This is a genomic window from Mycobacterium sp. 050134, from assembly GCF_036409085.1.
In the GTDB taxonomy this organism is placed as follows: domain Bacteria; phylum Actinomycetota; class Actinomycetes; order Mycobacteriales; family Mycobacteriaceae; genus Mycobacterium.
The window spans coordinates 1-24,199 of sequence record NZ_JAZGLV010000002.1 but is presented as its reverse complement, the minus strand read 5'-3'; the positions used below and the strand labels follow the sequence as shown (position 1 = coordinate 24,199).

Annotated in this window: 22 protein-coding genes; 15 read left to right on the top strand and 7 right to left on the bottom strand. The window is 71.3% G+C overall.

Annotated elements, in window-relative coordinates; genetic code table 11:
- Window positions 1-126: 126 nt before the first annotated feature.
- Complete coding sequence (eccB, locus tag SKC42_RS02080) at window positions 127-1,491, top strand: type VII secretion protein EccB (RefSeq protein ID WP_330962671.1); 1,365 nt, start codon at window positions 127-129, stop codon at window positions 1,489-1,491.
- Here the strand turns inward: eccB and mycP are convergent.
- Window positions 1,456-2,781: a type VII secretion-associated serine protease mycosin gene (mycP, locus tag SKC42_RS02075; protein ID WP_330962670.1), complete on the bottom strand. Its 1,326-nt coding sequence runs from the start codon at window positions 2,779-2,781 to the stop codon at window positions 1,456-1,458. The genes eccB and mycP overlap by 36 nt on opposite strands.
- On the bottom strand, window positions 2,739-4,100 hold the full coding sequence (eccD, locus tag SKC42_RS02070; protein ID WP_330962669.1) for a type VII secretion integral membrane protein EccD: 1,362 nt from the start codon (window positions 4,098-4,100) through the stop codon (window positions 2,739-2,741). The genes mycP and eccD overlap by 43 nt, the downstream gene beginning before the upstream one ends.
- Window positions 4,101-4,227: 127 nt before the next feature.
- On the opposite strand from eccD, the gene eccCb reads away from it, so the two are divergent.
- The 9 genes from eccCb (at window position 4,228) to SKC42_RS02025 (ending at window position 14,001) form a co-directional block, all read left to right on the top strand.
- Window positions 4,228-7,752 carry a type VII secretion protein EccCb gene (gene eccCb / locus SKC42_RS02065; RefSeq protein WP_330962668.1) on the top strand — a complete coding sequence of 1,175 codons (3,525 nt, stop codon included), beginning with the start codon at window positions 4,228-4,230 and terminating at the stop codon, window positions 7,750-7,752.
- A complete protein-coding gene (locus SKC42_RS02060) occupies window positions 7,749-8,972 on the top strand; it encodes a type VII secretion-associated protein (RefSeq protein ID WP_330962667.1) in 1,224 nt (407 codons plus the stop codon). The genes eccCb and SKC42_RS02060 overlap by 4 nt, the downstream gene beginning before the upstream one ends.
- Before the next feature lie 42 nt (window positions 8,973-9,014).
- Complete coding sequence (locus tag SKC42_RS02055) at window positions 9,015-9,332, top strand: WXG100 family type VII secretion target (RefSeq protein WP_330962666.1); 318 nt, start codon at window positions 9,015-9,017, stop codon at window positions 9,330-9,332.
- Between the two features lie 12 nt (window positions 9,333-9,344).
- Window positions 9,345-9,641: a WXG100 family type VII secretion target gene (locus SKC42_RS02050; RefSeq protein ID WP_330962665.1), complete on the top strand. Its 297-nt coding sequence runs from the start codon at window positions 9,345-9,347 to the stop codon at window positions 9,639-9,641.
- Between the two features lie 235 nt (window positions 9,642-9,876).
- Window positions 9,877-10,320, top strand: coding sequence for a 50S ribosomal protein L13 (gene rplM, locus SKC42_RS02045; RefSeq protein WP_330962664.1), 444 nt, complete (start codon window positions 9,877-9,879; stop codon window positions 10,318-10,320).
- Entirely contained in the window at window positions 10,317-10,790 is a 474-nt protein-coding gene (gene rpsI, locus SKC42_RS02040) for a 30S ribosomal protein S9 (protein ID WP_442931939.1), read from the top strand. Before rplM ends, rpsI begins: the two co-directional genes overlap by 4 nt.
- A 139-nt stretch (window positions 10,791-10,929) precedes the next feature.
- Entirely contained in the window at window positions 10,930-12,267 is a 1,338-nt protein-coding gene (gene glmM, locus SKC42_RS02035) for a phosphoglucosamine mutase (protein ID WP_330962663.1), read from the top strand.
- A gap of 43 nt (window positions 12,268-12,310) precedes the next feature.
- Window positions 12,311-12,664, top strand: a complete 354-nt coding sequence (locus SKC42_RS02030) for a type VII secretion target (protein ID WP_330962662.1) — start codon at window positions 12,311-12,313, stop codon at window positions 12,662-12,664.
- A 2-nt stretch (window positions 12,665-12,666) separates the two neighbouring features.
- Window positions 12,667-14,001, top strand: coding sequence for a hypothetical protein (locus SKC42_RS02025; RefSeq protein ID WP_330962661.1), 1,335 nt, complete (start codon window positions 12,667-12,669; stop codon window positions 13,999-14,001).
- Window positions 14,002-14,004: 3 nt separating this feature from the next.
- Here SKC42_RS02025 and SKC42_RS02020 read toward each other — a convergent pair whose 3' ends face one another.
- From SKC42_RS02020 to SKC42_RS02005, 4 genes are all read right to left on the bottom strand, one after another.
- Window positions 14,005-15,048, bottom strand: coding sequence for an LLM class F420-dependent oxidoreductase (locus SKC42_RS02020; protein ID WP_330962660.1), 1,044 nt, complete (start codon window positions 15,046-15,048; stop codon window positions 14,005-14,007).
- Between the two features lie 53 nt (window positions 15,049-15,101).
- Entirely contained in the window at window positions 15,102-15,941 is an 840-nt protein-coding gene (locus SKC42_RS02015; protein ID WP_330962659.1) for a dienelactone hydrolase family protein, read from the bottom strand.
- Window positions 15,942-15,950: 9 nt separating this feature from the next.
- Window positions 15,951-16,163, bottom strand: a complete 213-nt coding sequence (locus SKC42_RS02010) for an Rv1535 family protein (protein WP_330962658.1) — start codon at window positions 16,161-16,163, stop codon at window positions 15,951-15,953.
- 525 nt (window positions 16,164-16,688) lie between these two features.
- On the bottom strand, window positions 16,689-17,099 hold the full coding sequence (locus SKC42_RS02005) for a DUF2510 domain-containing protein (RefSeq protein ID WP_330962657.1): 411 nt from the start codon (window positions 17,097-17,099) through the stop codon (window positions 16,689-16,691).
- A gap of 94 nt (window positions 17,100-17,193) precedes the next feature.
- Here SKC42_RS02005 and glmS point away from each other — a divergent pair, with 94 nt between their 5' ends.
- The 5 genes from glmS to SKC42_RS01980 are packed head-to-tail and all read left to right on the top strand — an operon-like array spanning window position 17,194 to window position 23,544.
- On the top strand, window positions 17,194-19,062 hold the full coding sequence (glmS, locus tag SKC42_RS02000) for a glutamine--fructose-6-phosphate transaminase (isomerizing) (RefSeq protein WP_330962656.1): 1,869 nt from the start codon (window positions 17,194-17,196) through the stop codon (window positions 19,060-19,062).
- A complete protein-coding gene (locus SKC42_RS01995; RefSeq protein ID WP_442931937.1) occupies window positions 19,019-19,906 on the top strand; it encodes a DUF4436 domain-containing protein in 888 nt (295 codons plus the stop codon). Before glmS ends, SKC42_RS01995 begins: the two co-directional genes overlap by 44 nt.
- A gap of 36 nt (window positions 19,907-19,942) precedes the next feature.
- On the top strand, window positions 19,943-20,893 hold the full coding sequence (locus SKC42_RS01990) for a DUF4436 domain-containing protein (RefSeq protein ID WP_442931959.1): 951 nt from the start codon (window positions 19,943-19,945) through the stop codon (window positions 20,891-20,893).
- 54 nt (window positions 20,894-20,947) lie between these two features.
- Window positions 20,948-21,661, top strand: coding sequence for a rhomboid-like protein (locus SKC42_RS01985; protein WP_330962654.1), 714 nt, complete (start codon window positions 20,948-20,950; stop codon window positions 21,659-21,661).
- Window positions 21,662-21,663: 2 nt separating this feature from the next.
- The gene (locus SKC42_RS01980) at window positions 21,664-23,544 is read left to right on the top strand and encodes an alpha/beta hydrolase family protein (RefSeq protein WP_330962653.1); all 1,881 of its coding nucleotides are present in this window, start codon (window positions 21,664-21,666) and stop codon (window positions 23,542-23,544) included.
- On the opposite strand, the gene SKC42_RS01975 is transcribed toward SKC42_RS01980, so the two are convergent.
- The coding region (locus tag SKC42_RS01975) for a class I SAM-dependent methyltransferase (protein WP_330962652.1) at window positions 23,541-24,199 on the bottom strand (659 nt) is incomplete at its 5' end. The two genes, SKC42_RS01980 and SKC42_RS01975, sit on opposite strands and share 4 nt — an antisense overlap.

Sequence of the window (24,199 nt, the reverse complement as noted above, 5' to 3'; positions counted from 1 at the left end):
AAGCACCCCAAAAGTTTAACCGCAGCCGGCGACGACCGAAAATCCTCTGACCTGTGGATAAGCGGTGTAGCGCCGGCCGGGAGCGGTTTACCGTGGGCAAAAGCCACGCCGGCGTCAGGGGGTGCAGTGCCGCGCCAGCCGAGCACCCGCCTCGAGATCAGCGGGTACCGATTCCTGCTGCGCCGGCTCGAAAGCGCGTTGCTGACCGGCGACGTCGACCCGACCGGCACCCGAGTGCGCGGGCGGTCGGCGGCGCTCGTTACCGGGTGCGTGCTGACGGCCGTCGCCACCGTCGGGTGTGCGGCGCTCGCGCTGCTGCGGCCGCAGCCGGTGCTCGATCACGCCCGGATCGTGATCGCTTCCGAGTCCGGAGCCCTGTACGTGCGGGTGGGCGACGTGTGGCACCCGGCGCTCAACCTGGCTTCGGCTCGGTTGGTCGCGGCGGCGCCCGCCAATCCGCAGCCGGTCCGCGAATCCGACCTGGCACGAGCCAAACGCGGTCCGGCTGTGGGCATCCCGGGCGCGCCTCAAACGCTCGGGAGGGCGCTCACCGCCGACGAGTCGGCCTGGACGATGTGCGACGCCGACGCCGCGCGCGAGACGACGGTCGTCGCCGGACCGGTCGAGGGTGCGTCGGCCCGCCGCCTGCCTCCCGACGCGGCCGCCCTCGTCGCCCCCGCCTCAGGTTCGCCGGCCTATCTGCTCTACAACGGCCAACGCGCAGTGGTGGACCTGACCGACGCCGCGGTGCTGCGGGCGCTCCGGCTCGAGGGCCGCGCGCCCCGGTCGGTCTCGCGGTGGTTGCTGAACGCGGTGCCCGAGGCGCCCCCGATCGCGGCGCCGCCGGTCCACGGCGCCGGCGGGCCGGCCACCGGGCTGCCGGGATTCGCGGTGGGCAGCGTGCTGCGCATCGCCCGGGCCGACGGTGACGAGTATTACGCGGTCCTCGGCGACGGGGTGCAGCGCATCGGGCGGGTCGCGGCCGACCTGCTGCGCTTCGGCGACTCGCGGGGCACCGCGCGGGCCGTGACGGTGGCGCCCGACGCCATCAGGGCGGCGGCGGTCGTCGACGCGTTGCCGGTGGCGAGTTTCCCCGACCGCGCGCCCACGCTGGTGGACGGCGGCGTCCTGTGTGCGTCGTGGGGGCCGTCCGGGGCACAGATCCTGGCGGGAGGCGGGCTACCGGTCCCGCCCGGCCGGCCCGCGGTCGCGCTGGCGCAGGCTGACGGGGCCGGTCCCGCGCTGGACGCCGTCTCCCTGCCCCCGGGCCGCAGCGCGTATGTCCGGCCGGACGGGCCCGCGGGCACGCGCTACCTCGTCACCGAGGCGGGGGTGCGGTTCCCGGTGCACGACGACGACGCCGCGCGCGACCTCGGCCTTCCGGCCGCCGTCCCAGCGCCGTGGCCGGTGTTGGGCGCGCTGCCGTCCGGGCCGGAACTGAGCCGGGAGCAGGCGTCAGTGGCCCGGGACGTCGTCGCGGGATCGCCGTAAGACGCGGCCGACCGCGCCGATCGCCAGGGCCGCCGTCAACGCGGCGGCGCAGCCGGCGGCGCCGCGCAGCGCGGTGTTCCTCGCCCGCGGGTTCGGCGGCGAGCCACCGGCGGGCGGGGGCGGTGTGGCGATCGGGGCCGGTCTCGGCCTTTCGGGGGGCGCGCTCGGCCCGGTGCTGACCGCGGCCAGGGCGTCGACGGCGCCGTGACCCACCCGGGGATCGCGTCCGGCGGGCGGATGGTGCGCCGTCGACTCGATGCGCCGCATCACCTGCCGAGCGGTCAGCGCGGGGAATCGGGCGCGGACGAGGGCGGCCAGGCCGCTGACTACCGGCGCGGCGTAGCTGGTGCCGGATACCGGCGGTGACCCGAGCGGGCGGACCGCCTCACCCGGCGCGGCGACGTCGACCCACGGCCCGGCGAGCGAGAAGGGCGACGGCGTCCCGTCGGCGTTGAGGGACCCGACGGTGAGCACGTAGTCGTCGTACCAAGCCGGACTGACCGCGACGGCGACCGTGTCCCAGGTCGCGTCGGGCGGCTGGGGTGGGCACTGCGGGCCATTACCGGCCGCGGCCACGACGACGACGTTCTTCACATCGACGGCATAAGCCAGCGCGGCGCCGAGGGCGCGGTCGTTCAGGCCCTTCGTGGCCGGCGCGCACGCCACCGAGGAGATGTTGATGACCGATGCGCCGAGATCGGCGGCCGTCCGGACGGCCTTCGCCAGGGTGTCGACGTCCCCGACGCCGGTGAGCGACCGGTCGCCGGCCGGGGCGAACTTCGTGCTCGATTGGCGGATGCTCAGCACCGTCGCCTCGGGGGCCACCCCGCTGAAGCCATCGGCGTTGGCGGCCACGATGCCGGCTACCAGGGTGCCGTGTGCGTCGCAGTCCTGGCTGCCGTCGCCGGTCGAGACGTAGTCACCCCCCGGCACCACATCGCGCAGCAGGCGGTGCCGGGCGACGCCGGTATCGATCACCGCGACCCGTTGCCCCGCCCCGCGGGTGAGCCGCCAGACCCGCGGCAGGTCCATCAGATCGGCCAGCTCGTTGCGGCCGGGCTGTGCGGCCGCCACCGTGTCACAGACCTCGCGTTGCACGGTCGGCCCCGGCGGCGCCGGCAACGCTGGCCTGGGCAGCCACTTGTCTTCGATCTTCGGTGGTGAAATCGCCTGTGCCACCGGAGCTCCCAGCGGGGAGAGGGCCAGGAGAATCGAAGCCGCCAGCAGGCGTATGACGTTCGGCGCGCTCACTCGAGGGACAGCCCCCGCACGGCGCCGTAGAGACCACATACCCAGCCGGTCAGCGGCACCATCGCCACCGTTGCGCACCACTCCAGCAGCTCGCCGGCCCGGCGCGCGAGCGGGGAGACCGACGTCCCGGGCGCAACGAAACCGACGCCGATCGCGGCGGCTGCCAGGACTGCCGTCACCCCGGCGACCCCGGGCTGGTGCCCCTGCGCGTGCAGGGCTGCGGCGCCGAACGTCGTGGCCACGACGGCCAATCCCGCGATGACGAACACCAGCGTCCTCGTCGCGTCGTTGCCGCGCGAGCGCAGCAGGAGCAGCGCGCCGGTGAGGGCGCCGAACGCTATGCAGGAGGGCCGTGCGGCGCCGGCGAGCACGGTGGCGATGGCGCCGACTGCGGTCGACGATGAGAACGCCGCGAGCAGGCCGGCCAGCCAGCGGTCGGCGCGGATCGCCTTGGCGGCCAGGCCGGCCGCGCCCGGCTCGAGATCGTCGGGGCCCGGATCGGGCGGCAGCCGGGGCGCGAGCCCGGCCAGGATGATCGACGCCCGCGCCGCCATCCCGAGCAGGCCGAGCGACGCCAGCGCCGCCACCGAACCGATGATGCGCAGCGGTGCCGCGGTGATCAGGCCCGCCAAGGCCGCGACGGCCACGATGATCGACACGCCGGCGGTCGCGTTCAGCGTGACGGCGCCACAGCCAGATGTCCGCGCGGCCAGGACGGAGGTGGCCGCGGCCACCGTCGCGGCCAGCAGCGCGTGGGGGATGCCGGGCGCGCCCGGCACGAGCAGCACGCCGGCGACCGCGCCGAAGCCGGTCGCGACCAGGCACAGCGCCAGCCCGGTAGTCGGGTCTCGATAGGCGCGGGAGGCCACGACCGCCGCCAGCAGCGCGGCAAGGGCCGCTGCCGCCGCGATGGCGGCTGCGTGGATGCCGTTGTGGTTCGCCGCGTTTCGGCCGAGGGTCATTCCTCCGACGCCGGTCAACAGCAGGGCCGCGCCCGCGCCCGCGAGCCGGCGCAGGCGGCGGTCCCACGGCCGGTTCGCCGCGGCGAGCGTCACCGACACGGCCTCGGCCGCATCCTCGTGGGTCGGCCCGGGCGCGGGTTCGGTCGGCGCGGTGAGAATCAGGACGGCGCCGTCGTGGATGCCGTTGACGGCCAGGGTCGTCGACGCATCGAGAGCCGGCGCCCCGGGCCGGGACAGCTGGTAGCGGCGGGGCTCCCCGCACGCACGTATGTCGAGCGCGTCGACGATCGACGGCATCAGGACGGCGACGGGAACACCGGCCGGCAGGACCAGGTCGAGGACGGTGCTGTCGGCATGGACGGACACGCGGCGCAGCGCCGGATTGGGTGCGGCCACAGTGCCCCTTTCGCTCGGAATACGCGCACGCTAGCGAGTTTTCGGCGGTCCGATATCCGCCTGTCCACAGGTGAGTTGCGCCGCATCGAGGGACCCGCCTACCTTCGCCGCACGGTTTGGAGGAGAGATGACTCAGGGGCTGGTGGTCGCGGAACTCGTGGTCGAGCCGCCACCCGGCGTCGCGTCGGGGCGTCGGTCACCCGCGCGGCTGCTGCCGGTCTCGATGTCGGTGGCCGGCATGGCTGTGATGGCGGCGGCCTTGTTTTCGGGATCGACCGCCACGCGCAGCCCGGCGTTTCTCGCCTTGCCGGTCGTGTCGCTGGCGTCCCTGGCGATGGCCGTCGCGGCCGCGCGCGGCGCGGGCCGGGGACTCGACGCGGACCGCGCGGACTACCTCGACTACCTGGCGACGCTGCGTAAAAGGGTTGCCGCCCTGGCGGACTCGCAACGCTCGGCACTGCGCTCGAGGCACCCCGACCCCGAGGCGCTGTGGACGTTGATCGGTGGCCCGCGGACGTGGGAGCGCAAGGCCTTCGACGCCGAATTCTGTCAGGTCCGCTTCGGCCTCGGCGCCCGGCCACTCACTCCCCGGCTGGTCGCCCCGGACATCCAGCGGCCCGCCGATCCGGTGACCGCGGTGGCCCTACGGCGCTTCTTCGCTGCACATGCGACGGTCCTGGGGCCGGTCACGGTCGACCTGCGGTCGGCTGCGCCCATCACGGTCGAGGGTCCGGGCGCCCGGGCGCGCGCGCTGGCGCGGGCGGTGATCTGCCAACTCGCCGTATCGCATCCGCCGGATCTGGTCTTGGTCGTTGGCGTGATCGATGACCGCAATCGAGCGCACTGGGACTGGCTGAAGTGGTTGCCGCACAATGGCCATCCGGCGGTGGCCGACGAGGCGGGCCCGGCGCGCATGGTGTATCCGAACGTCACGGAGGCGCGCCCCGCGCTCGCCCGGCGTGGGGCGGCGCACGTGCTGGTCGTCGCCGACGTCGACGAGCCCGTCTGCGAAATGCCGGGCGCGTCCGTTCTCGCGGTGCGTCCCCACGAGGGCGCGCCTTTGACCATCCGCGCGGACGCGGGGGAGTGCGAGGTGTCGTGCCCCGACCGCCTCGATCTCCTCGACGCGCTGGTGTGCGCACGCCGGCTGGCCGGCCATCGCCCCGCCGGGACCGCTGCGGCGCTCGGTGACGTGGCCGTCCACGGGCGGCTGCGTGCCCCGATCGGAACGCTGGGCGACGGGACACCGCTGCTGCTGGACATCAGGGAGCCGGCCGAAGGCGGAATGGGACCGCACGGGCTGTGCATCGGAGCGACGGGTTCCGGGAAGTCGGAGCTACTGCGCACCATCGCGTTCGGTCTGATCGCGCGCAACACGCCGGAGGAGCTCAATCTCCTCCTCGTCGATTTCAAGGGCGGCGCAACGTTTCTCGACCTCGCCCGCGCCCCGCATGTCGCCGCCGTGGTCACCAACCTCGCCGACGAAGCGCCCCTGGTCGCCCGGATGCGCGACGCCCTGGCCGGTGAGATGGATCGGCGCCAGCGGGTGCTCCGGACGGCACGGTGTGCCAGCGTGGCCGCATACGAGCGGGCGCGTTCGGCGGGCGCTGGATGGGCTGCCCTGCCGACCCTGCTCATCATCGTCGACGAGTTCTCCGAAATGCTCAGTCAGCAGCCGGAATTCGCGGACACCTTCGTGGCGATCGGTCGGCTCGGCCGCTCGCTGGGGATGCATTTGTTGCTGTCCAGCCAACGGCTCGACGAGGGCAGGCTGCGGGGGCTGGAGGCGCATTTGTCGTATCGGATGTGCCTGAAGACATTATCCACCGGTGACTCGCGGGCCGCGCTGGGAACGCTCGACGCCTACGATCTCCCGAACACACCCGGCGCCGGCTTCCTCCGGCTGGGTGGCGGCGAGCTGGTGCGCTTCCAGGCCGCACCCGTGTCGGTGGCGGTTGCCGTCTCCGCGCGTCCCGAGGCGACGCCCGGAGTGATTCCAGAGGTCCGCCCGTTCGTCATCCCGTTGTGCGGCAGCGTCACCCGACGCCAGGACGGGCGGCCATCCTCGCCCCGTCCGCTGGACGCGGTTCTCGACCGGCTCTCCGCGCAGGGCCCGCCCGCACACCGGGTGTGGCTGCCACCGCTGGGACAGCCGCCGGCGCTGCGGGATCTGCTGGGCGATGCCGCGATCACGCGGTCCGGCCTGACCGTCCCCATCGGCATCGTCGACCGTCCGCGCGAGCAGCGGCGCACGCCTCTGGTCGTCGACTTGTCCGGCACGGCGGGCAATGTCGCGGTCGTCGGCGCCCCGCGGTCGGGGAAGTCGACCGCGCTGCGCACCCTGATCACCGGCCTGGCCGCCACCCACGACCCCACGCAGGTCCAGTTCTACTGCCTCGACTTCGGCGGCGGCGCGCTGAGATCGCTGCGGACGGTGCCGCACGTCGGGGCCGTCGCCGGCCGGGCCGAGCCGTCGCTCGTTTCCCGCATCATCGCCGAGTGCGAATCGATATGGCGCGGTCGGGAACTCCACGACGACCGGGGCGGAGATCCGTTCGGTGATGTGTTCCTGGTGGTCGACGGCTGGGCCGGCCTGCGGCGCGACTTCCCCGACCATGAGGCATCCGTCACCGACCTGGCGGCCCGGGGTCTGTCGTTCGGTGTGCACGTGGTGCTCTCGGCGTCGCGCTGGGGCGAGATCCGGCCGGCGCTCAAGGATCAGATCGGCACGCGGATCGAGTTACGGCTCGGCGAGCCGGCCGACTCCGAGATCGACCGCAGGCGTGCCCAGCAAGTGCCCGTGGACACACCCGGCCGCGGCCTGTCCAGCGATGGGCAGCAGATGATGGTCGCCCTGCCGATCGACGATATTCCCCGCGATGGCCGCGCGGCCCCGCCGATCCCGATGCTGCCGGCGCACGTCGACCACCACACCCTGGTCGAGGGGGCGAGCGGCGACCTCGGCACGCGCATGCTGATCGGACTCGACGAGCGGCGGATGCTGCCGCTTCCGATCGATTTCGACCGGGATCCGCATCTGCTCATCGTCGGCGACAACCGGTGCGGCAAGAGCGCAACGCTGCGGACGCTGTGCCGCGAGGTGGTCCGGACCAGGACCGGCGCCGAAGCCCGGCTGATGATCGTCGACTTCCGGCGGTCGCTCCTCGGCGTCGTCGACGGGGAGCACCTGGCCGCGTACGCCGCGTCCCCGCCCGCGCTGGAATCGCTGCTGCCGGAGTTGCTCGATGCGCTGCGCCAGCGGGTACCCGCGGCCGACGTCGGCCAGGAGCAGCTGCGCGCCCGCTCCTGGTGGTCCGGGCCGGAGTTCTTCCTCGTCGTCGATGACTACGACCTGGCCACCGCGGCCGGCAACCCCCTCGCTCGCCTCATCGAATTCCTGCCACACGCAAGGGATGTGGGACTGCATCTGGTGGTGGCACGAAGCAGCGGGGGAGCCGAACGCGCGCCGTTCGAGCCGCTGTTGGCGTCGTTGCGCGACCTCGGCTGCATGACCCTCGGGATGGACGGGCGCCCCGACGGAGTGGGGCCGTTCGGTTCGGGGCGCTCCGTGCGGCTGCCGCCGGGCCGCGGCTTGCTTTCGACGCGGCCCGGCGACGAGCAGCTCGTCCAAGTCGGGTGGAGCCCGCCGTGAGTCCGCACCGCGCCATCGTCGAGGCGGGGCCGGGCGCCATTCGTCGACTATGTTGCGGCACTGGAACGTTCCCTGACACGGAGCAGGCCCGGGCGGCGCTCGACGCGATCGACGATCCGGTCGCGCTGGTGGCCGGCCGGCCCGTCGCCGTCGACTCCGTGTGGCGCGACGCGCTGGCGTCGGCGGGGTGCGGGTCCGGTGACGGCGCGGTCGTCGTGCACCCGTCCTGGTGGCCGCCGTCCCGCGTCGCCAGGGTGACCGACGCGGCCGCGCCGGCGGGCTCCGTCGTGGCGCGGCCACGGTCGTGGCTGCTGCGGCAGGCGTCGAGCGCCCCGCCGGAGGCGACCGTCGTGGTGGAGATCGCCGAGCGGTTGGTGGCGGTCAGCGGCGCCGACGCGGTGGCCGTGCCGCGTGCCGCCGAGCCGGACGTGATCGCCCAGGGCGTCGCGGCCGCCATCGAGCGGATGCCGCGAGACGCGACGGTGACGGTGGTGATCGACGTCCCGGAGGGCGTCGACGGGGCACCGGTTCTAGCCGGCTCGCTGGCCGCCGCCGTGCGCGGTGACTGCGCCCGCAAGGTGGTCAGGGTGGACGGGGCCCGGCTGAGCCGCATCGCGCGGTCGGCATTCCGCGAGTGCGCGCAGCCCGCCGCCCCTCCCGCCCGCCCCCGTGCGTGGAGGCTGGGCACCCTCGCGGCCGCGGCGGTGACCCTGGCGGCCTCGCCACTGGCCGTCTCAGCCGTGACCCCGGCGGACCGGCACGGCGGGTCGGCGGTCGGCCCGCGGCCGGCCCCGACGACGTATCTCGTCGAAGGCCGGGTGGCGCTCAGCGTCCCCGCGAACTGGCCGACGCAGCGCGTGCTGACCGGGCCGGGCTCGGCGCGGGTGCAGGTCACGTCGCCGACGGACCCGGAGGTGGCGCTGCACGTCACGCAGTCCCCGGTCGCCGGCGAGGCCCTGAGCGGCACCGCGGAGCGCCTCAAGCGCGGGATCGACGCGGAACCCGCCGGGATCTTCGTCGACTTCGACCCATCGGGGGCCACCGCCGGGCGCCCCGCGGTGACCTACCGCGAGCTGCGCCCCACCCATCACGTGCGATGGACGGTTTTCGTCGACGGGCCGGTTCGGATCAGCATCGGATGCCAGAGCCGGCCCGGCGGCGGCGACGCCGTCCGGGAGGCGTGCGAGCGAGCGGTGCGCTCGGCCCGCGCCATCGGATGAACTCGATGGAACCAAACGGCGCCCTCCGCAGTCGGATCAGGTATGACTGCAACGAATGCCCTGAGCGCCGATCTCGACCTGATGCGGTCGGTGGCGAACACGACGGACGCCCGCAACGACGAGATCCGGGCTGTGCTGCAGGCGTTCATCGCGCGCGTGGGCGCCGTCCCGCCCACGGTATGGGGCGGTCCCGCGGCGGCCCGGTTCAAGCATGTGGTGGATCGTTGGAACGCCGAGTCGCTGCGGCTTCACGACGTGCTGCACACGATCGCCGAAACCATCCGGCACAACGAGGCCGCGCTGCGCGAGGTGGGCCAGGCCCATGCCGAACACATTGCCGCCGCCGGCGGAAACCTGTGAGGGAGGGGGCGCGTGGAGCCGCTGCTGTCTTACAACTTCGGTGAGATCGAGCACTCGGTCCGCCAGGAGATCCACACCACCTCGCTGCGCTTCAATGCCGCGCTCGAGGAGCTGAGGTCGCAGATCGCCCCGCTGCAGCACCTGTGGACGCGTGAAGCGGCCGCCGCGTACCAGGTCGAGCAGTCCAAGTGGCACCAGGCGGCCTCCGCGCTCAACGAGATCCTGGTCGACCTGGGAAACGCGGTTCGCGACGGCGCGGACGAGGTGGCCGACGCAGATCGCCGCGCGGCCGGTGTGTGGGGCAGATAGCGCCCCTGAAGCCAACTGACCCCTGTGCGGTCCCGGCGGAGGAGAGCCGCCGGGACCGCACAGTCATTTTGACCAGCGGGGACGCCGGTCGGTAAGCTGCTCCGTTGGCGTGCGGTACGCCGGGGCCTCGGGTCAACGTCGGTCGCCGAGACCAGCCCCACCGCAGACCTAACGGACGCCTGACCGGCACCCGGCTCGACCCGGGATCCACCCACGAGAAGAGAAGGTAAGCGCTGTGCCCACCTACGCGCCAAAGGCGGGTGACACCACGAGGTCGTGGTACGTCATCGACGCCACGGACGTGGTGCTTGGCCGTCTTGCCGTCGCGGCAGCCACCCTGTTGCGCGGCAAGCACAAGCCGACGTTCGCCCCCAATGTCGATGGCGGTGACTTCGTCATCGTCATCAACGCCGACAAGGTCGCCCTCAGCGGCGACAAACTGCGGGACAAGATGGCTTACCGCCACTCGGGGTATCCCGGCGGTCTGCGCAAGCGCTCGATCGGCGAGCTCATGGAAAAGCACCCCGACCGCGTCGTGGAGAAGGCGATCGTCGGCATGCTGCCGAAGAACAAGCTGAGCCGCGAGATCCAGAAGAAGCTCCGCGTCTACGCCGGCCCGCAGCACCCGCACGCGGCGCAGCAGCCGGTTCCGTTCGAGATCAAGCAGGTGGCGCAGTGACCCAAGCAACCGAGGCGACCGAAACCAGCGAAGCCGTGCAGGCTGCGGACGAGACCGCCATCCCCAGCGAGTCGTACGTGTTCGACCGGCCCATTCAGACGGTCGGCCGCCGCAAGGAGGCCGTCGTGCGGGTCCGCCTGGTGCCCGGCACCGGCCAGTTCAACCTCAACGGCCGCACCTTGGAGTCGTACTTCCCGAATAAGGTGCACCAGCAGCTCATCAAGGCCCCGCTGGTCACCGTGGACCGGGCGGAGAACTTCGACATCTACGCTCTCCTCCACGGTGGCGGCCCGTCGGGCCAGGCCGGGGCCCTGCGCCTGGGCATCGCCCGGGCGCTCATCATCGCGTCGCCGGAGGACCGGCCCGCCCTGAAGAAGGCCGGATTCCTCACCCGTGACCCGCGCGCGACCGAACGGAAGAAGTACGGCCTAAAGAAGGCCCGCAAGGCACCTCAGTACAGCAAGCGCTGATCGGCGATCGCGTCCTGGCCGAAGCCGTGCGTCGTTCTGCACGGTCTTCGGCGTGTCTGCGCGCAAATGCGCCCGGTTTCGGTCAGAAAAGAACGGGCACGTTAGGTGCACGACCGACGACTGTGAGAGGTTTGTCCGCATGGGTCGACTATTCGGCACCGATGGTGTGCGCGGGGTCGCCAACCGCGAGTTGACCGCCGAGCTGGCGCTGGCCCTGGGTGCCGCGGCGGCCCGGCGGCTGGCCAGTGCGGGTGGACCGGGCCGGCGGGTCGCGGTGATCGGCCGCGACCCCCGCGCCAGCGGCGAGATGCTGGAGGCCGCGGTGATCGCCGGCCTGGCCAGCCAGGGCGTCGACGCGTTGCGGGTCGGAATCCTCCCGACGCCGGCGGTGGCGTACCTGACCGGCGCCTACGACGCCGACTTCGGGGTGATGATCTCGGCGTCGCACAACCCGATGCCCGACAACGGCATCAAGATCTTCGGCCCGGGCGGCCGCAAGCTCGACGACGACACCGAGGATCAGATCGAGGAGCTGGTTGCGGCCGGCCCCGGGTTGCGCCCCATCGGCGCCGGGATAGGTCGCGTCGTCGACGCGGAGGACGCCGCCGAGCGGTACCTGCGCCACGTCGGCAAGGCCAGCACCCTGCGCCTCGACGGCCTGACCGTGGTGGTCGACTGCGCCCATGGCGCGGCGTCGTCGGTGGCGCCGCGCGCCTACCGCGCGGCAGGGGCGCGGGTGATCGCGATCAATGCCGACCCCAACGGCCTGAACATCAACGACGGCTGTGGCTCGACGCACCTCGATGGGTTGCGCGCGGCCGTGATCGCCCACCAGGCCGATCTGGGCCTGGCGCACGACGGGGACGCCGACCGCTGCCTGGCCATCGACGCCGACGGCGAAGTGGTTGACGGCGACGCGATCATGGTCGTGCTGGCGCTGGCGATGCGCGATTCCGGCGAGCTGGCTTCCAGCACCCTGGTGACCACCGTGATGAGCAACCTCGGGCTGCACCTGGCGATGCGCTCCGCCGGCATTGCGGTGCGGACCACCGGCGTCGGCGACCGCTACGTCCTCGAAGAGCTGCGGGCCGGTGACTTCAGCCTCGGCGGCGAGCAATCGGGCCACATCGTGATGCCCGCGCTGGGTTCCACCGGAGACGGCATCGTCACCGGGCTGCGGCTGATGACGCGCATGGTCCAGACGGGCTCGTCGTTGGCCAGTCTCGCCTCGGTGATGCAGACTCTGCCGCAGGTGCTCATCAACGTCGAGGTTGCGGACAAGGCCACCGCCGCAGCGGCGCCGTCGGTGCGGGCCGCCGTCGAGAGGGCCGCGGCCGAACTGGGCGACACCGGTCGAATCCTGTTGCGCCCCTCCGGAACCGAGCCGATGATCCGGGTCATGGTGGAAGCCCCCGAACAAGACCTCGCACTGCGGGTCGCCAGCCGGGTCGCCGACGCGGTGAGCGCCGCCCGCTAGTTCCGGTCGGAACCCCGACGCGGCGGCGGGCGTCTGATTAGGCATGAGATTCGACAGGGGAACACGCCCGTCCGCCAGCGAAACGTTCAATGCCCGTACCGAGGCCCGTACCGAGGTCGACGTCGCGTCGACGTATCGGGTCGCCGATCAGTTCCAGACCGCAGCCGAACTCATCGACGGCGCCGTGGCGGGCCACCTGACCAGGCTCGCATTCAGCGGCGCCACCGCCGGCCGGGCGCACACCGCCCGCGGTGACACCCTGCGCGGCCTGCTGGAGCGGCTGGCGGCCGAGTTGTCGCAGTGGTCGCGGGCGTGTTCCGACATCGCGGTCGCGCTGCGCGCCAGCGCCGACGGCTACGCGGACGCCGAGCTGTACTCCGCGGCCCGGATCGCCTGACCGTGGCCGACCGGTTCGATGTCGCCGAACGCCTCGCCGACGGCAGGCCCTCGGTCGAGCACACCGAGAGCTACGTGCTGGCGTGCCGCGCGCTCGGCTACGGCCACCCCGACCTGACCGCGCGGCCCTTTCAGGTCGCCGAGTGGTACGAGACCGAGGACGGTCTGGACCTGCACGTGCTCGACCGCGACTGCGCCGAGCTGCGGGCGGCCGGGTCCGCGGTCGCCGATGCGCTCCGCATCCAGCGGGCCCAGGTTTCGGAGTTGGCCGCGGCGTGGGCCGGCCCGGGTGGGGACGCCGCGGTCCGGTTCCTGGAGCGCCATTGTGCTGACGGGGCCGCGGTGGCGGACGAGTTGCGCGCGGCCGCCCAGCGATGCGAATCGTTGCGCGACAACCTGTGGTACCTGGTCGATTCCAAGGTGGCGACCGCAATCGCCGTCGACGAACGGACGGCCCAGCAGCGGCCCGAGTGGTTGGCCGCCGCCGCCACGGTCACGACCGGTGTGGGGGATCGGGCGGCCGCCGAACAGGTGGTGCGCGAGCGGATCGCCCCCTACGTCGACGAGGACGTTCGCCAGGACTGGCTGACGGTGATGCGCTCGACGGTCGCCGGGGTGGCCACGGCCTACAACATGGTCACCGACAAGATGGCCGCCGCGCCGACGCCCTCCTTCGAGCTGCCCGGCGATCTGCGGCTCGGCGGATCGCCGCCGCCAACGCCTCCGCCCCCGCGCGCCGCGATTGCGCCCGCCACGGTCGTGCCCGCCGCGGTCGCGCCGGCCCCCGCGCCCGCCACGGTCCCCGCGCCGGACCCGGCGCCGGCGGCGGCACCCCCACCGGACTGGGGAGCCGCGCTCGGTGACGCCCTGGGCGCGCCCACGGGCGATCTGGGCGGCGGGGTGGGGAGCCTCGGTGGCCTGGCCGGACTGGCGAGCCGGATCGTCGAGGCGATGGGCGGCCTGCTGGGTTCGGCGGCCGGCGAGCCCGGTAGCGCAGACCCGTTCGACGGCGGGGACCCGTTCGAGGAGGATCCCTTCGACGGCGACGACCCCTTCCACCCGGAGCGAGACGACGACCTCAAACAGGCCGATCCTCGGCCGCGGTCGGTGGATGCGGTGGCGCCGGTGGGGGCGCAGCCGCCCGAAATTGCGCCGGGGCTGGAGACGCGGCAGGCGCCGGAAACCCCGCCGGTGCCGGAAACCCCGCCGGTGCCGGAGACCGCGCCGGTGCCTGAGGCGGCGCCAACGCCGGGGGCCGCGCCAGCACCGAATGGCGCGAACGGGGAAGCCACGCCCTGCCAGATCGCCGCCGACCAGCTCCCGCAGGCGGGGCAGTGACGCTCAGGCGGGGCGCAGCCCCAGGGCTTCCTCGACGTAGCGCACCGACTCGGCGGGATCGGCGGCCAGTGGGCTCACCAACAGCGTCGTCACCCCCGATTCGGCGAACGCGGCGAGGCGCTCGGCGACGTGACCGCGGGGACCCACCAGCGAGATCCCCCGGACCAGCTCATCGGGGACGGCGTCGATGGCCTCCTGCTTGCGCCCAGACAGGTAGAGTTCCTGGATTCGGTCGGCCTCCTCGCCGTACCCGTAGCGTGTCGCCAGGTTGTGATAGAAGTTGCGGCCCTTGGCGCCCATGCCGCCGATGTAGAGGGCCAACTGCGGCTTGACCCACGCGAGTCGCTCGTCGACGTTGTCGCCGATCGCCAGCGACGCGTGCACGACGACGTCCAGCGGCCCGAGCGCGGGGTCCCGCTTGGCGGCGCCGGCGGCCAGGGCGTCACCCCAGACCGAGGCGGCCTTCTCGGGGTGGTAGAAGACGGGCTGCCAGCCCTCGGCGATCTCGGCGGTGAGTTCGACGTTCTTGGGACCCAGCGCGGCGATGGTGATCGGAATGCGTTCCCGCACGGGGTGATTGATGAGCTGCAGGGCCTTGCCCAGGCCGGTACCACGCTCGGGCGGCAGCGGGATCTGATAGTGCTTCCCGTCGTACTGCAGGCGTTCGCGGTGCCACACCTTCCGGCAGATCTCGACGACCTCGCGGGTGCGGCCCAGCGGGGCGTCGAACGGGACGCCGTGGAATCCCTCGATCACCTGCGGTCCCGACGTGCCGATCCCGAGGCGAAACCGCCCGTCGGACACGAAGTCCAGGCCCGCGGCCGTCATCGCGAGCAGAGACGGCGTCCGGATGTAGATGGGAAACACCCCGGAGCCCAACTCGACGGTGGTTGTCTTGGCGGCGAGATAGCCGAGCTGGCTGACGGCGTCGTAAGAATAGGCCTCGGCCACCACCGCGGCCTCGACGCCCGACTTTTCCAGTTCGACGACGCGTTCCACGGCCTGGTGAAACCCGCCCGAATAGTCCAGAGCGATCCCGATTCGCATGCATGACACTTATCAGACGGTCACGCTAGCGCCGCCGCGGGCGTGGCGGTGCGTCACTTCAGCAGCCCGACGATCTTCTCTTCCAGGGCGACGGGCGGCGCATCGGGATCCATCGGGTCGGTTCGGGGCAGCTGCACATCGGGGTCGGCGAAGTCGCGATAGGTCTTGTCGCCGGCCAGCGTGAACAGCAGATAGCCGGTCAGCAGGGCCCGCACCGCGCGCTGCGTCTTGCGATGCCCGCCGGGCAACCCGACCGCCTTCGTCAGCCGTCGCCCCTCGATCAGGCCCTTCGGTTCGGCCTTGCTCACGGCGCGCAACGTCGCCGTGCCCCACGCGCGCGACAGTGACAGCGCGTTGGAATTGAGCGACTTGGGATCGCCGGGCGCGGTCAGGATGAGGCCGGGGACCTTCAGCGCGGCTGCCGGCTGCTCGGGGGGCGGGCTGGTGACTGCCGGGAAGAGCGCCACGGCCGCGGCGGGCTTCGCGGGCATGCCTGCCGCGGCGAACACCGCGGCCGAGCCGCCGAAGCCGTGACCGGCCACGCCGAGCTTGGCCGGATGCACACTGATCTTGCCGGGCCCGAGCCGCACACCCGAGACGATGTCCAGGGCGGTGCCCAGGTCGAAGGCGAAATTCAGGACCGAGGGGGCAAGGCCGCGCTGGGTGTCCGGGGCGCCCGCCACGATGCCCCACGACGCCAAATGCTCCAGCAGGTGCGAATAGCGTGCGGCGCCGGTGAGCCAGTCGTGACCGAACGCGACGGCGGGCAGATTCAGCCCGGCCTCGGGGGTGTACACGACGCCGGGCAGACCGGCAAAGGCCAGGTCGCCCCGCAAAACCCGATGCGGACCACGGCGGCTAAGCGCTGCAACGATCTTGCGGATGCGGGCCACGCGTCGACGTTAGCGCACCTCGATGAGCCCGACGCGCCAGAGCACGGCGTACGCGTGGCGCAGCGGGATGCTCAGCAAACGAGCGGTGCCGTCGACCAGCGGGTCTCCGGAGGCGTCGATGGCGAGGCGCGCACGCTTCGGCGCCTGCCGGGGCGCCGGCGCCAAAGTCAGCGGGGGCGAGGTGGTGCCGACCATCACATCGTCGAGCAGGACTGCGGTCATGATTACTCCTTGAGAGATGTCGCAAAGTCGACGGGTTTGTTTCCCCGACGGCGCGTTTTGCTTTAACTTTTATTCACTACGAATTTCGCTGAGTTTCGCGGTCGACATTGTCGCGTCAACCCCGTTTGTACATTTGCGGAAAACAAAATATTTGGCGTCTGTTCAAGATTCGATAACCGGGGACCGACGCGGTTGGGCCGTGATCCCCATGCGGTGAAGACGTTGCTCCGCAACAATATCTGCTGATCAGAGAGCTCCGAAACCGATACGGTGGTCGTCAGGCGAACGTCAAAACCGGTAGTCCTTTCCGCTGTAAGAGACGGCTCTAGTGTTTGCCAACATTGGCTGATATCGCCGAGTTTAAGGGTGGTTCTTGCTGAGTTAATGACGCATGTGAAAACGTCACAAATACATCAGGTGACAAGCGCCTGGCGCGTAGGAGGTTGGTATGAGTTGGGGCCAATTAGGCCGCGGCGTCCGGCGGGCGGGCATAATCGGCCAGCCGGGAAGGCCCGGGGAGGATTCTCAGCGCCCCGGGGACGCCCGACCGGGGCCCGGCGGATGGATCCAGTGCGTCCACCGGGCACCATCCCAGTAACGCTGGCCCGGCCCGTACGGGTCGCGGTACCACCCCGCCGGCGCCCCGATGGACTCGGCCGCCGGCGGGGGGTGGGGTTGCGCGGCAGCGGGCTGCGTCGCCAGCCTGCGCACCTGCCCGACCGAACTCAGGTTGGAGATCAGCGCGACCCAGTTCATCAGCAGCGCCGACACCGGGCTCCACCAGCCGGCCAGCAGGTTGTGGGTCTGGGCGCGCCGGTACTCGGCCTCGCACTGCTCGAGGGTGCCGATGAAGGTGTAGCGCTGGTGGTGCCACAGGATCACCGCGCCCGTGTGCTTGCAGAGCCTGATCGAGAAGCGGCGGTGGGGATCGGTCACACGAGACCTTTCTCGCAGGTGAGCAGGGCCACGATACCGTCGGGCCCGTGCGGCGCGGACGCCTTGCGGGTTCTGCTGCACTACCCTGGTTCGAATGTGCGGAATCGTCGGCTACGTCGGGCGGCAGCCTGCCTGCAAGGTCGTCATGGACGCGCTGCACCGCATGGAGTACCGCGGCTACGACTCGTCGGGGATCGCGTTGGCCGACGGCCGCGGCGCGCTCACCGTGTGTCGCCGCGCCGGCCGGCTGGCCAATCTGGAAGACGCGGTCGCGCAAATGGCGCCCGAGTCGCTGGCCGGCACCACCGGCCTGGGCCATACCCGGTGGGCCACTCACGGCCGCCCCACCGACCGCAACGCGCACCCGCACCGCGACACCGCCGGCAAGATCGCGGTCGTCCACAACGGGATCATCGAGAACTACGCCACCCTGCGCCACGAACTGGAGACGGCCGGCGTGGAGTTCGCCAGCGACACCGACACCGAAGTCGCGGTGCACCTGGTGGCGCGCGAGTACCGGCACGGCGAGGCCGCCGGCGACTTCGCCGCGTCGGTGCGGGCCGTGCTGCGCAGGCTCGAGGGCCACTTCACGCTGGTGTTCGCCAATGCCGACGAGCCCGGCACCATCGTGGCCGCCCGCCGCTCGACGCCGCTGGTGCTCGGCATCGGTGACGGCGAGATGTTCGTCGGGTCCGATGTCGCCGCGTTCATCCCGCACACCCGCCACGCCGTCGAGCTCGGGCAGGACCAGGCCGTGGTGATCACCGCGGACGGCTACCGGATCACCGACTTCGACGGCAACGACGAAACCGCGAGTGCCCGCCGCTTTCATATCGACTGGGACCTGGCCGCCGCGGAAAAGGGCGGCTACGAGTACTTCATGCTCAAGGAGATCGCCGAGCAGCCGGCCGCGGTCGCCGACACCCTGCTCGGGCACTTCGTCGACGGCCGCATCACGCTGGACGAGCAGCGGCTCTCCGATCAGGAGTTGCGCGAGGTCGACAAGGTGTTCGTGGTCGCCTGCGGCACCGCCTACCACTCCGGGCTGCTGGCCAAGTACGCGATCGAGCACTGGACGCGGCTGCCGGTGGAGGTGGAACTCGCCAGCGAGTTCCGCTACCGCGACCCGGTGCTGGACCGCAGCACCCTGGTGGTGGCCATCTCGCAGTCGGGTGAGACCGCGGACACCCTGGAGGCCGTCCGGCACGCCAAGGAGCAGAAGGCCAAGGTGCTGGCCATCTGCAACACCAACGGATCGCAGATCCCCCGCGAGTGTGACGCGGTGCTGTACACGCGCGCCGGGCCGGAGATCGGCGTGGCATCGACGAAGACGTTCCTGGCGCAGATCACCGCCAATTATCTGGTCGGCCTGGCGCTGGCCCAGGCCCGCGGCACCAAGTACCCCGACGAGGTGCAGCGCGAATACCGCGAGTTGGAGGCGATGCCGGACCTGGTGGCCCGCGTCATCGCGGGCATCGAGCCGGTGGCCGACCTGGCCTACCGCTTCGCCCAATCGTCGACGGTGCTGTTCCTGGGCCGCCACGTCGGCTATCCGGTCGCCCTGGAGGGCGCGCTCAAGCTCAAGGAACTCGCGTACATGCACGCCGAGGGGTTCGCCGCCGGCGAGCTCAAGCACGGCCCCATCGCGTTGATCGAGGACAACCTCCCGGTCATCGTCGTCATGCCGTCGCCCAAGGGGTCGGCCATGCTGCATGGCAAGCTGCTGTCCAACATCCGCGAGATCCAGGCCCGGGGCGCGATCACCATCGTGATCGCCGAGGAGGGCGATGACACCGTCCGCCCCTACGCCGACCATTTGATCGAAATCCCTTCAGTATCAACACTTCTGCAGCCGCTGCTGTCCACCATTCCGCTCCAGGTGTTCGCCGCATCGGTTGCCCAGGCCCGAGGTTACGACGTTGACAAGCCGCGAAACCTCGCCAAGTCCGTCACCGTGGAGTAGCCGCCGGTTCAGGCTGGCCGCCCTCGGTGTGTTGCTCCTGGTCGGCACCTATGTCGGCGCGATCGTGGTGTACGTCGGCGGCGGAATGGGACATCCCCATGTCGTGGTGCAGGACGCATCGGCCGGCGACGGGACGGCGATGACCAACGACATCCAAGAGATCCAGTCGCACAACAGCGTCCTGGTCGCCAACATCAGCGTGGTGCCCGGTCCCGCGCTGCTGGACCCGCGTACCCACGCCCTCAAGGACGATCTGCACATCGTCACCGCCTCCACGGTGACGACCAGCAGGCAGACATGGCCGAAAGGCACGCTGCCCACCGTGTTTCGGGTGTCCCTCGCGCTGACGGGCGAGGTCGCGGAATGGCCGTTCGACGAATACCATTCGGGGCCCGTGGTCGCTCAGCTGTATTCCGGCCCCGACAACACACCGGTGCCGGCGACGGTGACGCTGGTCAACCGTCTGCTGGGCTGGAACGTCGACGTGGTTCGCGTCAACGACGGCGACCCCACCCTCCCGTTCCGGGTCGATCTGTTCCGGACGCCGAGCACCGTCCTGTTCGGGGTCGCCATCCTGTGCGTCCTCATCGGCCTCGCATGCCTGGGCGCGTTCGTCGCCGTCCAGACCGCACGCGACCGGCGTCCGTTTCAGCCGCCGATGACGACGTGGTACGCGGCGATGCTGTTCGCGGTGATGCCGCTGCGCAACGCGCTGCCCGACGCGCCGCCGTTCGGAAGCTGGATCGACATCACGATCGTGGTGTGGGTGATCGTCGTGTTGGGGATCTCGATGGGGCTGTACATCTCCTCTTGGTGGCGGCATCTGCGGCCGGGATTCGCCTAGTCACGCTTACAATTTTTGGGCGTGAATTCCACGCCCATGAGTGAGCGGGAGGGCACTTTGTCGGCGGATGGTTCCTCGGCGCAGAGCAAACGCTTCAGGCGACTGTTGATAATCGGGCTGGTGGTCCTGTTCGTCGTGACCTACGCCATCACGGTCGGGCTGTACACCAAATCGGGGTGCGGCTGCCCCCGTCAGGTCACCAACGGTCAGGCGACGCCCGACGGGACCACCGTCACCATTGATCTCCAGGAACTCCAGTCGGTCAAGGGTGGGCTGGTCGGTAACGTGACGGTCGCGCCCGGCGCCGACCTGCTGGATCCGGTGACCGGCGGCCTGAAGGACGACCTCACCCTCGCCGTGCACTCGGCGGTGACACCCACCAGGCGCACCTGGGCCAGGGGCATGGTGCCCGGCGTGGTCCCCGTCCCGCTCACCATCACCGGCGACCCGTCGGACTATCCCTTCGATCACTACCACTCGGGCCCGATCACCGTGGATCTCCTCCACGGCGCCAACCCGACACCACAACGGGCGGCGGTGACGTTCGTCGACCGCCTCCCAGGCTGGAAGGTGGACGTGGTCAACGTCGGCGCCACGGGTTCCCCTGCGCCCTATCAGATCCTGCTGCACCGGTCGCCCAGCACCGCCGCCTTCGCCGCCGTGCTGCTCGCCATGCTGGTCGCGCTCGCCGCGATCGGGCTGGTCGTCGCCATCCAGACCCTGCGCGACCGGCGAAAGTTCCAGCCGCCCATGACGACCTGGTACGCGGCCATGGTCTTCGCGGTGATGCCGCTGCGCAACGCCCTGCCCGACACGCCCCCCATCGGGTCGTGGATCGACGTGACCGTCACCCTCTGGGTGGTGGTCGCGCTGGTGAACGCGATGCTCATCTACATCGTCTGCTGGTGGCGGCATCTGCGGCCCGACCCACCGGCGCCCGCCGCCGCGGACCCGGTCCCGGCGCCGGTGCCGGCTTCGGTCGGCTGACGCCTTTGCCGGCTAACCCCGACGGCGCGTGACCCGGCGTGCGAAGGTTGACGCGTGGCTGATGCACCGGTGCGGGGACGACTTCGCGGCATGGGGCTGGCCGTATGGCATTTCATCAGCGGCGCCCCGCTGACTTACACCTGGCTCTTCGTCCTGTTGATCACGACGATCATCCAGAACATGCTCTCCGGCCGGCAACTGCACGCCATGTTGCTGCACCATTCCACCAACATCCATGGGCTGGCCCGGGATCCGCTCGATGTGCTGTTCTCCAGCCTGTTGTGGATCGACGGCCGGAACCTGGAGCCCTACCTGCTGCTGTTCACGTTGTTCCTCGCGCCCGCCGAACACTGGCTCGGCCACCTGCGCTGGCTCACCGTGGGCCTGACCGCGCACATCCTGTCGACCTATATCAGCGAAGGGATGCTGTACTTCGCGATCGAAGAACGCGACGCCGCCGAGCGGCTGATCAACGCGCGCGACATCGGGGTCAGCTACTTCCTGGTCGCGATCATCGCGGTGCTGTCCTACCGCATCGCCCGGCCCTGGCGCTGGGGCTATCTCTTTGTGCTGTTCGTCATCTACACCTTCCCGCTCCTCACGATGGACCGCGTCGAGCTGAATTTCACGGCGATCGGGCACTTTACGTCGATCCTGATCGGCCTGTGCTTCTACCCGATGGCGCGCGCGCGGGGTGGCAGGCAGCTGAACCCGGCGCGGCTCGGTCCGGCGTTCCGGGAGCGCCGCCCGTCCGGGAAGACCGGCTGACCGTGGCGCAACAGGTGCGCGCGCTCTACGGCGCGTCCCTGTCCCCGGACGCGACCGCGTTCGCCCACCTCGTCGACGACGGCGGTTATCCCCGCGCGGTGCAGCGCTTCCTGCGCGGCTGGCGGGCCAGCTCGTCCCGCGACGTCGAGCTCCCCGTCGAGGGCCCGGTCTCCCGGGTGATGCACTCGGCCGACGGTCGATGGCTGGCGTGCGAGGTGGCCCCGGGTGGCGGCACGCGCCACCAGATCTGGGTCGTCACCACCGATCCGGAGGACCGGATGGCCCGGCGCATCGACGGCGAGGTGTCCGGGACGGCGGAGCTGATCGGGTGGGACGGCACCTGGGTGGCGGCGATCCTCACTAGGGAGGACGGGATCGGCCGGTCCTGTCTGATCGACCCGGCCGACGGCCGCCTCACGGTGCTCGACCGCCGCTCCGGTGGGCGGCTCGTCGACGCCTGGGCGGGGGCGTCGCTGATCCGCGTCGGCCCGCGCGGCTACCACGCCATGATCATGCTGCACGGGCAGACCGAAATCGCTTTGCTGCCATCCGATCCCGGTTCGACCACCGATACCGGCGTCATCCTCGACGACCACCATCCGCGCCGCATCCGCTACGGGCCCACCGGCGAGCTGACCAAGCTGTACTACCCGGCGAAGAACTACCTGGTCGACGGGCGCACCCCGCCGGACGGCCCCGGCCGAGGATACGTCCGCGCGCTCGTCCGCAGCGACAACGGCTGCGAACACGCCCGGCTGCTCGAGGTGACGGTCACCCCCGACGGCGTCACCTACTTCGTGGTGGCCGAGCGCCCGGACTGCGACCTCGACGAGTTCGTCGTCAGCGACGACCAGTCGACTGTGGCGCTGTTGTGGAACTCCGACGGTCGCAGTGAATTACAGATCCTCGAGTACAGCGACTACACCCTGACCGAACCGCTCACGCTGCCCGGCATGGTGGCCACGGAGCTGTCGATCAGCGCGGGCGGCGCGATGGTCGCGATGACGGTCGAGGGGCCGTCGCAGCCGCGCACCGTCGAGCTGGTGGACCCGCGCTCCCGGCAGTGGGAACCCATCGATCGCGAACCCGCCACCGGTCCGCTGATGCCCTTGCCGTCCGTTCCCGCGGGACCCGAAACCATCACCGCGCGCGACGGGCTGCGCCTGAACGCATGGCTGTACCGCGCGGCGCGACCGACGGGCGCGCTGGTGTACCTGCACGGCGGCCCGGAGGGTCAGTCTCGGCCGGCCTATCACGAAATCTTGGCGCGGCTGGTCGACGACGGCGTCACCGTGCTGGCGCCGAACGTCCGCGGCTCCGGCGGTTTCGGCCGGACGTTCGTGCACGCCGACGACAAGGGGCAGCGGTTCGCCGCCATCGACGACGTCGCCGACTGCGTGCGGTTCCTGGTGGACAACGGGCTCGCCGACCCGGCCCGGGTCGCCTGCGCGGGCTGGTCGTACGGCGGCTATCTGACCATGGCCGCCTTGACCTTTCACCCCGACCTGTTTGTCGCCGGGGTCTCCATCTGCGGCATGAGCGACCTGACCACCTTCTACCGCAACACCGAACCGTGGATCGCCGATGCCGCGTTCGCGGAGTACGGCCACCCGGTCAGCGACCGCGAGCTACTCGAACGGCTCTCCCCGCTGCGCCGGGTCGACGCGCTGACCGCGCCGCTGCTGGTGGTGCACGGCGCGCACGACAGCAACGTGCCGGTGAGCGAATCGCGCCAGATCGTCGACGCGTTGCGCGGCTCCGGGCGTGAGGTGCGCTACCTGCTGTTCGACGACGACGGGCACGGCATCGTCAAACGCGAGAATCGCGCGGCGCTCGCCGACGCGATGAGCGAATGGCTCACCGGGGCGTTCCGCGCCGCCTAGCCACGCCTCGCGGTGACGTACTGGAACGCCGTCGCGCCGTCCGCCTCCGCGCCGGGTGGGATCGGCACCGGAAGGCCCTGCTCGGCAACCAGATCGGGTATCGACTGGCCCCTCGCCGTCCAACCCCGAGAGCTCAGGTAGTCGATCACGTCGTGGCGCTCGCCGGCGTACCACAGGTCGGTCATCTCGATGTCGAACCCGTGCTCGCGCCACTGCTCGGTGACGTCACGGATCCGTTCCGACATCGCCTGCACGCCGTCACCGGGTTCCCGCAGGTTCTCGGTGGCCAGCCGGCTGCCCGCGCAGCTCAATTCCGTGATGGCGTCCAGCAGCCGGTCCTGGGCGTCGGGCGGCAGGAACGGCAGCAACCCCTCGGCGCTCCACGCGATGGGCGCGCCGGTGTCCAGGCCCGCCGCGCGCAGGGCGGCGGCCCAGTCGTGGCGAAGGTCCACGGACACCACCCGCAACTCGGCGGTCGGGCTCGCCCCGAGGTCGGCCAGCGTCGTGGTTTTGAACTCGGTCACCTGCGGCTGGTCGATCTCGAACACCGTGGTCCCCGCGGGCCACGGCAGCCGGTAGGCGCGGGCGTCCAGCCCGGAAGCCAGAATCACCGCCTGGCGGATGCCGGCCTCCGCCGCGGCCAGGAAGAACCCGT